This is a genomic window from Oscillatoria sp. FACHB-1407 (assembly GCF_014697545.1).
GTDB lineage: Bacteria > Cyanobacteriota > Cyanobacteriia > Elainellales > Elainellaceae > FACHB-1407.
In genome coordinates this window covers 479,620-492,262 of sequence record NZ_JACJSA010000002.1, presented here as the reverse complement: position 1 = coordinate 492,262, position 12,643 = coordinate 479,620, and the positions used below count along the sequence as shown (strand labels likewise).

Here is a 12,643-nt window from a genome sequence, read left to right as displayed (position 1 = left end):
TGGGTTGGGTCAAGCCCCTCGACGAAGGCTCAAAGTCTTCCAAAGTAAGGAATTTAGGGGTCTGAAAAGACTTGTGTGTACACCGTAGCCCTGGTAAGGGGGAAGACAGGAGGTCCTCACCAAGGCTATCAACAGGTTTGGAACAGCATTTAACAGCTGACCATTAGCCACTGACCATCAACCATTGACGATTAACCATTAACCATTAGCCACTGACCATCAACCATTGACGATTAACCATTAACCATTAACCTACAGCGTCCCAAATCCCTTCTTCTTCTTCTCTTTTTTCTTTTTCTTAGGGGGTGCACCACCACCGGGATAGCCCCGCCAACCGGGAGGGTTGCCGCGAGGGTTGCCCATCGCCGGGGCACCACCGCCAAACAATCCGCCCATACCACCACCCATTCCAGGCATCCCACCCATGCCGGGGAATTGTCCCTGACTCATCTGCTGCATCAGCGATCGCATCTTCTGGAAATCGCTGACCAACTTGCTCACATCCTCCAAGCCATAGCCAGAGCCTTTGGCGATGCGGCGACGACGACTAGGGGAACCAGCCAGTAAGTCAGGGTTTTTGCGTTCCTCAACCGTCATCGAGTTGATCATCGCCTCTGCCCGTTTTAACTGGGCTTCCCCTTGCTCTAGCTGATCACTCGACAGCTTGTTCATGCCGGGGATCATCTTGATGATGCCACCGAGGGAACCCATCGATTTCAACATCCGAGTCTGCTTCAAAAAGTCGGTGAAGTCAAACTTGGCGGACATGATCTTTTCTTGCAGCTTCTCCGCCTCTGCAAAATCGACTTCCTCCTGAGCTTTTTCAACCAGAGTCAGCACATCCCCCATCCCCAAGATCCGCGATGCCATGCGATCGGGATAGAAGGGTTGCAATGCCTCGACCTTTTCGCCCACCCCGACAAATTTGATGGGTTGCCCGGAGATGCGCCGCACCGACAATGCTGCCCCACCTCGCGTATCACCATCCATCTTGGTGAGAATAGCTCCGGTAATGCCGATTTGTTCATGGAAGGTGCGGGTCAGGTTGGCAGCTTCTTGCCCCGTCATTGCATCTACCACCAGCAGCACTTCGTGGGGTTGCACGGTCTCTTTAATCCGCGCCAACTCCGCCATCATGTCCTGATCGATCTGCAAGCGTCCTGCGGTGTCGATGATGACTGTATCAATGCCATCGGCTTTGGCTTTGGCGACCCCCTGACGGGCAATCTCCACAGGATCTGCATCAGATCCCATCTCAAACACAGGCACATTAATTTGTTTGCCGAGTGTGATCAACTGGTCGATCGCCGCCGGTCGATAGACGTCGGTGGCAACCAGCAGGGTTTCGCGATTTTGCTTGCGGAGATGGAGGGCAAGTTTAGCCGTAGCGGTGGTTTTTCCAGTTCCTTGTAGACCTGCCATCAGGACGATTGTCGGCGCATCGGTTGCTTCTGCCAGGGGAACGTTAGTTTCCCCCATGACCGCAACCAACTCATCGTGAACAATTTTGATGAACTGCTGATCGGGACGAACTCCAGCGATAACCTCTGCTCCCTGAGCTTTGGTTTGCACGTCAGCCACAAAATCTTTAACGACCTGGAGGTTAACATCCGCTTCTAATAGAGCACGACGTACTTCGCGCAGTGCTTCTTGAATGTTGGATTCTGAAATCTTGTCCTGTCCTCGCAGCTTTTTCCAAGCAGATTCAAGGCGATCGGATAGGGCTTCAAACATGGGGATAGGTTCTGACGCAGTGATTTATGTATCTTCGATCCATTCTAGAAGTAGTCGTTCTAAACAGGGCGATCGCTCCATCAATAAAATTAGTTTTCCTTAAAAATCCGGCATTTCGCGCAGGTCAGTTTTTTAAGGCTGTTATAAGATAAATCGGATTGTCAATGGCTGATGGTCAATGGTCAATGGTTGATGGTCAATGGTTGATGGTCAATGGTCAATGGTTGATGGTCAATGGTTGATGGTCAATGGTCAATGGCTGATGGTCAATGGTCAATGGCTGATGGTCAATAGTCAATGGCTGATGGTCAATAGTCAATCGTTGATGGTTGATGGTCAATCGTTAACTCTCAATCGTATGTGGTTTGTGGTGTAGCTGGCTCATCTTTGAGGTGGCTCTTCAAGGGTCGATCGTTACCCACTGATTACGGCTATTAACCCCTGACTACTGACCACTAACCATTGACCACTAACCACTGACCACTGACTGTTGACCATTGACTATTGACTATTGACCCCTGACTCTTGACCTCTCACTCTCCCCAATCCCTTGCGCTTAGCCTCAAGCAATAAAAAAAGGGAGAGCCATTTGATTAACTCTCCCTACCATCAGGGTGCATCTACTTATCACATTATGCCATTGGAGGTATGGGGGGTGTCACCCCCTAAATGAAACTTTTTCAAAAAAAACCAGGGATTTTTGTAAAATTCCCTGGAGTTTTTCTCTCTGAGATCGATTAAATGCCGCAACCAGGCTGCAAAAAAGGCGGATTGGCAGACGATCTGAATAATCCGTCTCCCAAAACACACCCTTGTTGAAACAATTAACCATTCAATTTTTGAAGTAAAAGCTGGTTTGTCAGCTTCGGGTCAGCCCGTCCACCCGTCTGCTTCATGACTTGACCCACAAAGAACCCCAAAAGTTTCGTTTTGCCACCCCGGTACTTCTCCAACTCATCCGGGAAGGCAGCGATGACAGCATCGATCGCCGCTTCGATCGCCCCTGTATCCGAGATCTGAATCAGTCCTTTGCTTTCGACCAGAGCTTTGGCAGAGCCACCCTGCACCAGCAACTCTGGCAGGATATCCTTACCAATCTTGCTGCTGATGGTGTTGTCTTCGATCAAACCAATCATTTCTGCCAGGGTTTCAGGCTTGAGGGCAATGTCGCCAATGCTCTTCTTTTCGTTGTTGAGATAGCCACTGATATCCCCCATGATCCAGTTAGCCGCTTGTTTGGCGGGTGCTCCGGCAGTGACAGTTGTCTCAAAGTATTCCGCGATCGCCCGGTCATCGGTGAGCACACGCGCATCATAGGCAGACAAGCCCAATTCATTTTCATAGCGGTGCCGTTTTTGAGCGGGTAACTCAGGCAGTTGCGATCGCCACGCCTCTAGTTGCTCTGGGGAAACTTCGATGGGGCCCAGGTCTGGCTCCGGAAAGTAGCGGTAATCGCTGGAGCCTTCCTTGACGCGCATACTGATGGTGCGTTGTGCCCCTTCTTCCCACAGGCGCGTCTCTTGAACAATGCGCTCACCCGCTTCGATCGCCTGGATTTGCCGTTCGATCTCGTAATTGATTGCCCGTTCGATCGCGTTGAACGAGTTCATGTTTTTGATCTCGACCTTCGTGCCAAACTTCTCAGTTCCCACAGGACGCACAGAGATGTTGACATCACAGCGGAGGGAGCCTTCCTGCATGTTGCCGTCGCTGACCCCCAGGTACAGCAAAATGCGGCGTAACTCCTGGGCGTATTCTGCCGCTTCACGACCCGATCGCATGTCGGGTTCAGAGACGATTTCGACCAGGGGAACGCCAGTGCGGTTGAAGTCTACGAGGGAATAGGTTGAGCCTGAGAGCCGCTCACTGCCAGCGTGGACAAGCTTGCCTGCATCTTCTTCCATATGCAGACGGGTGATGCCAATGCGTTTACGTGTGGCAGTGCCGCTGCCCTTGTCAACCAACTCGATCTCTAGCCAACCATGTTCCGCGATTGGCAGGTCGTATTGCGAGATTTGGTAGTTTTTGGGCAGGTCAGGATAAAAGTATTGCTTGCGGTCAAATTTGCTGTGGTCGGCGATTGTGCAGTTCAGTGCCAAGCCTGCTTTCACTGCATATTCCAGCACGCTCTGGTTGAGAACGGGCAACACTCCCGGCATCCCCATGCAGATTGGGCAAACGTTCTCGTTGGGGGGAGTGTTAAATGACGTGGAGCAATTACAAAAGATTTTGGTGTCCGTTTTGAGTTGGCAATGGGTTTCTAACCCGATGATAGCTTCGTACTCAGTTTTGACGGGTGCGGCGGTAGTCATAGAACCAGAGGCATCGACAATTGGCTTTATATTGTAGCGGAATGAGTGCTAAGGAGTGGGAACAGGGAAGGCGATCGCACGAATGCCTTTCAGGGCGGATCGGCTTAGAAGCAATGGCAAAAATACCAGTTCATCACTAAAATCCGCCCTGACTGATGATGAATGTGCCCTACTGCTTTATGAAATCGCGACGAGTTGAATCTCAAAGGTCAGATCTTCACCTGCGAGGGGATGATTAGCATCGAGGGTGACTTCTGAGTCGGTGACATCAGTGATGATGACGGGAATCACTTGTCCGGTAGGTTGCTGAATTTGCAGTTGTTGACCCACACCAATGGGCAACTCTGGGGGGATCTGCTGGCGATCGACTACGACAACCATTTCAGGATAATGTTCACCGTAGGCATCCTCTGAGGAGATGGTCTGAGTTTTAGACTCTCCAGGACTCATGCCGATGACTGCCTGTTCAAAACCGGGGATCATGTTACCTGCGCCGATTGAGAATTGCAGCGGTTCGCGATCGATAGAGGAGTCAAAGATCGTGCCATCGTCTAGCTTTCCGGTGTAATGAACGGTTACTGTATCGCCAGTTTTTGCTTGTGCCATTGTCTCTTTCCTTTATTTGATGCTGTAGGAATGATGGTCTTAAACCACGTTTTAGATACACGTTGTGTCAAGGTGCATCTTAAATCTTCCTTTCACTACGCCTACCCTAGCGAAAGAACCGTTAAATCTGCCCTGTCGTAATGTCAATTTAACGTTGCCGGATTGTGTTGGTCGAAGGTCTTGCTCCAACTGCCGACTGCACTGAAAACATAGAGTTTGCCAGAGTTTGATATCGCTAACCACGGGTTGTTAATAGGTTCAAAAATGTAGCTTTGGTCAGAAAGCTTAAGGCAACGGCAATAGCTCACCCCCGGATGTCGGAAAAGCTTTCTGACTTGCCTCCGCCTCAGCGCATGGAGCTACGGCTCTAGTGCCAGTTTCCAAGAGTGCGATCGCTCAGTTTTAGTTAAAACTAATATAAATATTTGTAAACGAATGAATATCTCAGCCTCTAAATCCAGTGTTTAGCCAGACGACATGATTAGTTGCTTCGCAGAAACTTATGTCTTAGCTCTAATAAAGAAGTCCCAAAATGCTCTCCTATAGAAGGATTTCACGAATTTAGCAAGACTTCATAAGAGATGTTGGGCGATCGCGCATTCCGGTAACCTCATCTATTCTTTCTATAAGAATTTTGTAAGCTTTTGTTGTAATGAGGATCAATTTTGGTTATTTTGACTATAATTGTCGTAACAACTTAGGTTTAACAGCCTACTGACTCGCAAATTGGTATCCATGTAGTCACAGGAATTCTATGGAAGACCAGGAATTGACTCTCGCGCCCGCAGACTATAGTCTTTTGACCGATCTCTATCAATTGACCATGGCAGCATGCTACGTCGGAGAGGGGTTAGACCAGCGTCGTGCCAGCTTTGAGCTATTTGCCCGCCGTTTGCCCGATGGATTTGGCTATTTAGTCGCCATGGGGTTGGCACAAGCGTTGAATTATTTAGAAAATTTCCGGTTTAGCGCAGACCAGATTGAGGCACTAAAAGCGACGGGGATTTTTGCTCATGCTCCAGACCGATTTTGGGAAACTCTTGCTGGTGCTCGGTTTACCGGGGATGTGTGGGCGGTGCCAGAGGGAACCGTTGTGTTTGCTAATGAGCCGCTATTACGAGTCGAGGCTCCTCTGTGGCAAGCCCAACTGGTGGAAACCTATCTGCTTAACACAATTAATTACCAGACCATGATTGCCACTAAATCAGCCCGAATGCGGGATGTGGCAGGGGATGAGGCGATTTTGCTGGAGTTTGGCACCCGTCGCGCCTTTAGTCCGCAAGCATCTTTGTGGGCAGCACGAGCGGCGATCGCAGGCGGAATGAATGCTACCTCCAATGTGTTAGCGGCGTTGCGGTTAAACCGTCAGCCCAGTGGCACGATGGCACACGCGCTTGTGATGGCATTAACCGCTGTGGAGGGCAATGAAGATGAAGCGTTCGCTGCCTTTCATCGCTACTTTCCGGGAGCCGTGTTGTTGATTGACACTTACGATTCGTTGGCGGCGGCACAACGGTTAGCCGAACAAGTCAAAACCCAGGATTTAGATTTGCGGGGAGTCCGTTTAGACTCTGGCGATTTGGTGGAACTGTCGAAACAGGTGCGATCGCTCCTTCCCAATATCTCAATTGTGGCGAGTGGGGACTTGGATGAGGTTGAGATTTTGCGTTTTAAGCGAGCGGGAGCCGAAATCAATGCCTACGGTATCGGGACAAAGCTCGTCACCGGAGTACCCGTCAACGGAGTCTATAAACTCGTCGAGATTGACGGCATTCCAGTGATGAAGGAGTCGAGCGGGAAAGCCACTCGTCCCGGTCGCAAGCAGATCTTTCGGCGGGTGGTCGATGGGCAACTGCACTCCGAACGCCTGGGGCTGTTGACCGATGATCCGCAAGGGGACGACTCCCTGTTGCACTTGGTTTATAAACAAGGAGAACGCTTGCAGGAACCAGAACCCCTGGAGGCGATCGCTGCCCGCACCGCTGCTTCTGTAGCCACTTTACCCTCCAGCCTTCGTCAGATCGATCGCCCCGATAGTTTTACCCCAGAGATCACCCCAGCCTTGCAAGAGTTGACTGAGCAAACACAACGAAATATTCACAGGTTTTATACTGAGCAAAATCTGAAGTAGGGAGTGGGGAGTGGGGAATAGTCAGTGGTTGATGGTCAATGGTTAGTGGTCAGGAGTCAGGAGCCAGGAATCAGGAGACAGTGGTTAATGGTCAATGGTCAATGGTTAATGGTCAATAGTCAGTGGTCAATAGTCAGTGGTTATCACCCAACCTGTCTAATCTTGCATCCATGCCCCTAGCACCCTACACGGTTTCCTTTTATCCTTCATCATTCATCCTTTTCCTTCTTCTTTTTTCTCTCTTCCCTTTAATCCTTCATCCTTCAGCCTTTATCCTTCTTCTCTCTTCTTTTTTCCCTCTTCTTTCTTTTCTTCTATGCCTAACATCGCCCTCTTTGGTACGAGTGCTGACCCCCCAACAGCTGCCCATCAAGAGATTCTTAAGTGGTTGTCTCATCGTTTTGATGAAGTAGCAGTATGGGCATCTGATAATCCGTTTAAGTCACATCAAACGGCTCTGGAGCATCGAGCCGCGATGTTGCGACTACTGATCAATGACATCTATCCTCCCCGCTACAACATCCATTACCACCCGGAGTTGAGCAGCCCCAGAGCGTTGATCACGGTAGAGCGGGCACGGCACCAGTGGCAGGATGCCGAATTTACGATGGTGATTGGCTCAGATCTGGTTGAGCAGTTGCCCCGTTGGTATCGAAGTGAGACATTATTACAACAGGTAAAGCTGTTGGTTGTTCCCCGTCCTGGCTATGCTTTGGTAGAGGGTGCTTTGACGCAATTACGAGAGATGGGGGCTGAGGTGGCGATCGCCGATTTGACGGGTCTGCCCATTTCCTCAACCGCCTATCGTGAAGAGGGAGACTCAGACGTTTTAACCCCTCCGGTTGAAGCCTATATTCATCGTGAGCACTTATACGCATGTCAGGACGCAGCCCAAAAAAGCCTGCTAACACGCACCTCCAGCGGCTAGCCGACTTCAAAGTAGGGGTCGATAATGTGATTTTTTCGGTCGATACAGATCAAAATCGCCTGCTTGTGCTGCTGGTCATGCGTCATCATGAACCCTTTTTGGGGCATTGGAGTTTGCCAGGAACCCTGGTGCGCCAGGGCGAATCGCTGGAGGATGCAGCCTATCGGGTATTGTCTGAGAAGATTCGGGCAGAGAATCTGTATCTGGAGCAGTTGTATACCTTTGGGGAACCGTTGCGTGATCCGCGTGAAGCCCCTGGGAGTTATGGTGTGCGCTATCTATCGGTGAGCTATTTTGCCCTGGTGCGGTTCGCTGAAGCGGAGTTAATCGCCGATGGAGTCAGCGGGATTGCCTGGTATCCCGTCAAACAACTGCCCCAACTGGCGTTTGACCACAACAAGATTTTGGAATATGGCTATCGCCGCCTGCGAAATAAGTTGGAATACAGCCCCGTTGCCTTTGATGTGTTGCCCGAACTGTTTACGTTGAGTGACCTCTATCAGCTTTATACGACCGTTCTGGGGGAAGATTTTTCCGATTACTCCAACTTCCGCTCTCGTTTGTTGAAACTGGGATTTTTAGAAGACACGGGTATCAAGGTGTCGCGTGGAGCCGGACGACCCGCCAGTTTATATCGCTTTGATGCAGACGCTTTTGCACCACTGAAGGACAAGCCACTGGTATTTATATGAAGATTGCGATCGCCCAACTTAACCCCACCGTCGGAGATTTGGCTAGTAACGCCCGACAAATTTTGGAGGCGGCTCAACAGGCTGCCAGTCAGGGAGCACGATTGCTGCTCACCACTGAGTTGTCGTTGTGTGGCTATCCGCCGCGTGATCTGGTGATGCAACCCAGCTTTATTCACGAGATGGCGCAAACGCTGGAGCAATTGGCACACGATCTACCACCACAATTGGCAGTTTTGGTGGGCACCGTCACCCCGAATGAGCGATCGCCCCAGCAGGGAGGCAAACCCCTGTTTAACAGTACGGCTCTGCTAGATAGAGGGCAGGTGCAGCAGATCTTTCACAAACGGCTGTTGCCGACCTATGACGTGTTTGACGAAAACCGTTACTTTGAGCCGGGGCAGGAAACGAACTGGTTCCTGTTGCAGGATGAGACGGGTGCCAGCGTGAAGGTGGGTGTGACCATCTGTGAAGATTTATGGAACGATGAGCAGTTTTGGGGCAGACGCCAGTACCCGATTAATCCGTTAGAAGCACTGGCAGCAGAGAAAGTGGATTTAATTGTGAACCTGTCTGCCTCACCCTATAGCCTCAACAAACAGAAATTGCGGGAGGCGATGTTGCGCCATGCGGCACTGCGCTACCAGATTCCCATCCTCTATGCCAATCAGGTCGGTGGCAACGACGACCTGATTTTTGATGGCAGCAGTGTCGGGTTCGATCGCCAGGGCCAGTTGGTCTGCCGCAGTCAGGCGTTTACCAGTGATCTATCGTTTGCCGAATTCTCAACCGAGACGCGAGATCTCCTATCCATCGAGGGGGGCATTGCTCCTTTTCCCACGGAGGAGGAGGCTGAGTTGTGGTCTGCGCTGGTTTTGGGCGTGCGCGATTATGTCCGCAAGTGCGGCTTCTCCAAAGTGGTCTTAGGGTTGAGCGGAGGGATTGATTCGGCATTGGTTGCTGCGATCGCCACCGCTGCGATTGGAGCCGAGAATGTCTTGGGTGTACTCATGCCCTCACCCTACAGTTCTGACCATTCGGTGAATGATGCGATCGCCCTGGCTCAAAATTTAGGCATTCGCACAGAAACTCTGCCCATTGGCACGTTGATGAATACCTATGACCAGACCTTTGAGACGCTGTTTGCGGGAACGGACTTTGGCTTAGCCGAAGAAAACATCCAATCCCGCATTCGCGGCAACCTGCTGATGGCAATCTCTAACAAATTTGGGCATTTGCTGATCTCAACGGGCAACAAATCAGAAATGGCGGTGGGTTACTGCACCCTCTATGGCGATATGAATGGAGGACTGGCCGCGATCGCCGATGTGCCCAAAACTCGCGTTTATTCCATCTGTCACTGGCTCAATGAAAGATTAAAGGGTCAAGCAGAAAACCCACGTTCACCCCTTTCATCCTTCATCCTTCGTCCTTCATCCTTCCCCGTCATTCCCCCCAACATTCTGACCAAGGCTCCCAGTGCGGAACTGAAACCGGGGCAGGTCGATCAGGATTCGCTACCACCCTACGAAATCCTGGATAACATTCTCGATCGCCTGATCTTGCATCACCAATCGCTGGCGGAGATTACTCAAGCGGGACATGACCCAGCTACGGTTGAGCGGGTTGTAAAACTGGTGACTCGCGCCGAGTTTAAGCGCAAGCAAGCTCCACCGGGGTTAAAAGTCACCGATCGCGCCTTTGGAACAGGGTGGCGCATGCCGATCGCCAGTCGTTGGAATCCGTCTCCGACTTCGTTGGCTCCAGAATTGCAGAACTCGTTGCCTGTATCCCCCTCACCCTCGCTGGGTCGGGCTAAAGTGGAAGGTGTTGCTTAACTATAGTTCTGCTTAAAACCTATCCTCCCAACCTCCTTCCCTCAGAGGGAAGGAGGCTTCTGAAGCCCCTCCCCATATTGGTCACGGTGTATACACAAGTTCTCTGAATCCTGCTAATGCTGGGTTTGATCTTCCCTAACCCTCCTTAACAAGGAGGGAACCGGACTCAAAGTCCCCCTTTTGAAGGGGGATTTAAGGGGATCTGCATAGTTCTAGCCATCGAATCGAGATAGGTATATAACAGTAGCCTTGTATTGGGGATAGGTTTGATTTGCGATCGCCTCCATTCATTCTTATTCAGGTACTTGTTTTTAAGTTATGTCTGACACCAATGCCCCTCTGATCTATCCCCCTAGCCCTACGGGTTCACAAATAGACGACTACCACGGTACGGTGGTGGCTGACCCCTATCGCTGGCTCGAAGACCCTGATTCTGATGAGAGCAAAGCCTGGATCGAGGCGCAAAATCAAGTCACCTTTGGCTATTTAAACAGTCTGCCGGGTCGCGATCGCCTCAAACAACGCCTGACGGAACTGTGGGACTACGAAAAGTACGGCACGCCATTTAAGCAGGGCGATCGCTACTTTTACTTTAAAAATGATGGGTTGCAAAACCAGAGCGTACTCTACACACTGCCGAATCTGGAGGCAGAACCCACCGTTTTGCTCGACCCCAACACGCTTTCTGAAGATGGCACCGTTGCTTTGTCCGGTTTAGCGATCAGTGAGAATGGCAACCTGTTAGCCTACGGCATCTCTCGTTCCGGTTCCGATTGGGTTGAGTGGAATGTGCGTGAGATTGAAACGGGTACAGATTTGCCCGACCACATTCAATGGGTGAAGTTTTCGGGAGCGAGTTGGACGCACGACCACCAGGGATTTTTCTACTCTCGTTATGACGAACCCAACGCCGATACCAAGTTGGAAGATATTAACTATTTCCAAAAGCTGTACTATCACCGTCTCGGCACCCCTCAAAGCGAAGACGTGTTAGTTTACGAGCGTCCCGATGAGAAGGAATGGATGTTTGGGGCAGGTGTAACGGAGGATGGTCGGTATCTAATTATTGATGTCCGTCGTGGCACCGACCCCCGCAACCTCGTGTTTTGGAAAGACCTGTCTCAACCTGATGCCCCAGTTGTCGAACTGATTAATACGTTTGAAGCCGATTACAGCTTGATTGGTAGTGAGGGAACGACCTTCTGGTTCCGCACGGATCTGGACGCCCCACGAGGACGAGTGATTGCGATCGACATTGCCAATCCCGATCGCGCCAATTGGCGAGAGGTGATTCCCCAGGCGGAGGAAACGCTAGAGGGTATTAGCCTACTGAACCACCAACTCGTGGCGCAATACCTCAAGGATGCTCACGCTCAGGTCAAAATTTTTGATTTGAATGGAGGCTTTGTCCGGGAGGTAGCCCTACCCGGACTGGGAAGCGTTGGTGGTTTTGGCGGCAAGCCTGAAGATACCGAAACCTTCTATAGCTTTACCAGTTTCACCACCCCCACTACCATCTATCGCTATGACCTGGAGACCGGGGAAAGCACACTGTTTCGTCAACCGCAGGTGCCTTTTAATCCCGACGATTATGAGTCGAAGCAAGTCTTTTATCACAGCAAAGACGGCACCCGCGTCCCCATGTTCATTACCCACAAACGGGGGCTAACACTGGATGGCAACAATCCCACCTATCTCTATGGCTATGGCGGCTTCAACATCTCGCTGACTCCGTCCTTCTCACCCAGCAGTCTCGTCTGGCTGGAGATGGGAGGTGTGTTTGCTATTCCTAATCTACGGGGTGGCGGTGAGTATGGCGAAGAGTGGCATCAAGCAGGCACCAAACTCAACAAGCAAAATGTGTTTGACGATTTCATTGCCGCTGCGGAATGGCTGATTGCCAATGGCTATACGTCACCCCAGAAGTTGGCGATCGCAGGTGGTAGCAACGGTGGCTTGCTGGTCGGAGCCTGCATGACCCAACGACCTGACTTGTTTGCCGCTGCCTTACCTGCGGTAGGCGTATTGGACATGCTGCGCTTCCACAAATTCACCATTGGTTGGGCGTGGTGCTCTGACTATGGCTCACCTGAGAACCCAGAGGAGTTTAAGGCTCTCTATGCTTACTCGCCGTTGCACAACCTCAAATCGGGTACTCATTACCCCGCAACACTGATTACCACCGCAGATCACGACGATCGCGTTGTGCCTGCCCACAGCTTTAAATTTGCGGCAGCGTTGCAAGCAGTTCATCAGGGTGAAAAGCCGGTCTTGATTCGCATTGAAACCAAAGCCGGACATGGAGCCGGTAAGCCAACCGCTAAATTAATTGAAGAAAATGCCGATAAATGGGCGTTTTTGGTCAAAGTATTGAGGGTTGAAGAGTGATTAGTTGTCAGAGTCAA

At 50.9% G+C, this 12,643-nt stretch carries 10 protein-coding genes; 7 read left to right on the top strand and 3 right to left on the bottom strand.

Features of this window, described 5'->3' with window-relative positions; all coding sequences use genetic code 11:
• Window positions 1-252: 252 nt before the first annotated feature.
• Window positions 253-1,734 (bottom strand): signal recognition particle protein, encoded by a 1,482-nt coding sequence (ffh, locus tag H6G89_RS05305; RefSeq protein WP_190504213.1) that lies wholly within the window; start codon window positions 1,732-1,734, stop codon window positions 253-255.
• 199 nt (window positions 1,735-1,933) lie between these two features.
• On the opposite strand from ffh, the gene H6G89_RS05300 reads away from it, so the two are divergent.
• On the top strand, window positions 1,934-2,110 hold the full coding sequence (locus H6G89_RS05300; protein WP_190504401.1) for a hypothetical protein: 177 nt from the start codon (window positions 1,934-1,936) through the stop codon (window positions 2,108-2,110).
• Window positions 2,111-2,558: 448 nt separating this feature from the next.
• On the opposite strand, the gene gatB is transcribed toward H6G89_RS05300, so the two are convergent.
• On the bottom strand, window positions 2,559-4,046 hold the full coding sequence (gene gatB, locus H6G89_RS05295) for an Asp-tRNA(Asn)/Glu-tRNA(Gln) amidotransferase subunit GatB (protein ID WP_190504212.1): 1,488 nt from the start codon (window positions 4,044-4,046) through the stop codon (window positions 2,559-2,561).
• Window positions 4,047-4,223: 177 nt separating this feature from the next.
• A complete protein-coding gene (locus tag H6G89_RS05290; protein ID WP_190504211.1) occupies window positions 4,224-4,652 on the bottom strand; it encodes an FKBP-type peptidyl-prolyl cis-trans isomerase in 429 nt (142 codons plus the stop codon).
• Window positions 4,653-5,406: 754 nt separating this feature from the next.
• Between H6G89_RS05290 and H6G89_RS05285 the strand changes: the two genes are divergently transcribed.
• The 6 genes from H6G89_RS05285 to H6G89_RS05260 all read left to right on the top strand — a co-directional run bounded on the left by H6G89_RS05285 (window position 5,407) and on the right by H6G89_RS05260 (window position 12,626).
• Window positions 5,407-6,783, top strand: a complete 1,377-nt coding sequence (locus H6G89_RS05285; protein WP_190504210.1) for a nicotinate phosphoribosyltransferase — start codon at window positions 5,407-5,409, stop codon at window positions 6,781-6,783.
• Window positions 6,784-6,807: 24 nt separating this feature from the next.
• A complete protein-coding gene (locus tag H6G89_RS05280) occupies window positions 6,808-6,963 on the top strand; it encodes a hypothetical protein (protein ID WP_190504209.1) in 156 nt (51 codons plus the stop codon).
• Between the two features lie 136 nt (window positions 6,964-7,099).
• Entirely contained in the window at window positions 7,100-7,711 is a 612-nt protein-coding gene (locus H6G89_RS05275; protein ID WP_190504208.1) for a nicotinate-nucleotide adenylyltransferase, read from the top strand.
• The gene (locus H6G89_RS05270; protein WP_190504207.1) at window positions 7,660-8,403 is read left to right on the top strand and encodes an NUDIX hydrolase; all 744 of its coding nucleotides are present in this window, start codon (window positions 7,660-7,662) and stop codon (window positions 8,401-8,403) included. The genes H6G89_RS05275 and H6G89_RS05270 overlap by 52 nt, the downstream gene beginning before the upstream one ends.
• On the top strand, window positions 8,400-10,238 hold the full coding sequence (locus H6G89_RS05265; RefSeq protein ID WP_190504206.1) for an NAD+ synthase: 1,839 nt from the start codon (window positions 8,400-8,402) through the stop codon (window positions 10,236-10,238). Before H6G89_RS05270 ends, H6G89_RS05265 begins: the two co-directional genes overlap by 4 nt.
• 318 nt (window positions 10,239-10,556) lie before the next feature.
• A complete protein-coding gene (locus H6G89_RS05260; RefSeq protein ID WP_190504205.1) occupies window positions 10,557-12,626 on the top strand; it encodes a prolyl oligopeptidase family serine peptidase in 2,070 nt (689 codons plus the stop codon).
• The last annotated feature ends 17 nt before the right edge of the window (window positions 12,627-12,643 follow it).

Bases quoted from the DNA above. Each gene is read 5' to 3' on its own strand.
- ffh (WP_190504213.1), bottom strand. From the start codon at position 1,734: ATGTTTGAAGCCCTATCCGATCGCCTTGAATCTGCTTGGAAAAAGCTG.
- H6G89_RS05300 (WP_190504401.1), top strand. From the start codon at position 1,934: ATGGTTGATGGTCAATGGTCAATGGTTGATGGTCAATGGTTGATGGTC.
- gatB (WP_190504212.1), bottom strand. From the start codon at position 4,046: ATGACTACCGCCGCACCCGTCAAAACTGAGTACGAAGCTATCATCGGG.
- H6G89_RS05290 (WP_190504211.1), bottom strand. From the start codon at position 4,652: ATGGCACAAGCAAAAACTGGCGATACAGTAACCGTTCATTACACCGGA.
- H6G89_RS05285 (WP_190504210.1), top strand. From the start codon at position 5,407: ATGGAAGACCAGGAATTGACTCTCGCGCCCGCAGACTATAGTCTTTTG.
- H6G89_RS05275 (WP_190504208.1), top strand. From the start codon at position 7,100: ATGCCTAACATCGCCCTCTTTGGTACGAGTGCTGACCCCCCAACAGCT.
- H6G89_RS05270 (WP_190504207.1), top strand. From the start codon at position 7,660: ATGTCAGGACGCAGCCCAAAAAAGCCTGCTAACACGCACCTCCAGCGG.
- H6G89_RS05265 (WP_190504206.1), top strand. From the start codon at position 8,400: ATGAAGATTGCGATCGCCCAACTTAACCCCACCGTCGGAGATTTGGCT.
- H6G89_RS05260 (WP_190504205.1), top strand. From the start codon at position 10,557: ATGTCTGACACCAATGCCCCTCTGATCTATCCCCCTAGCCCTACGGGT.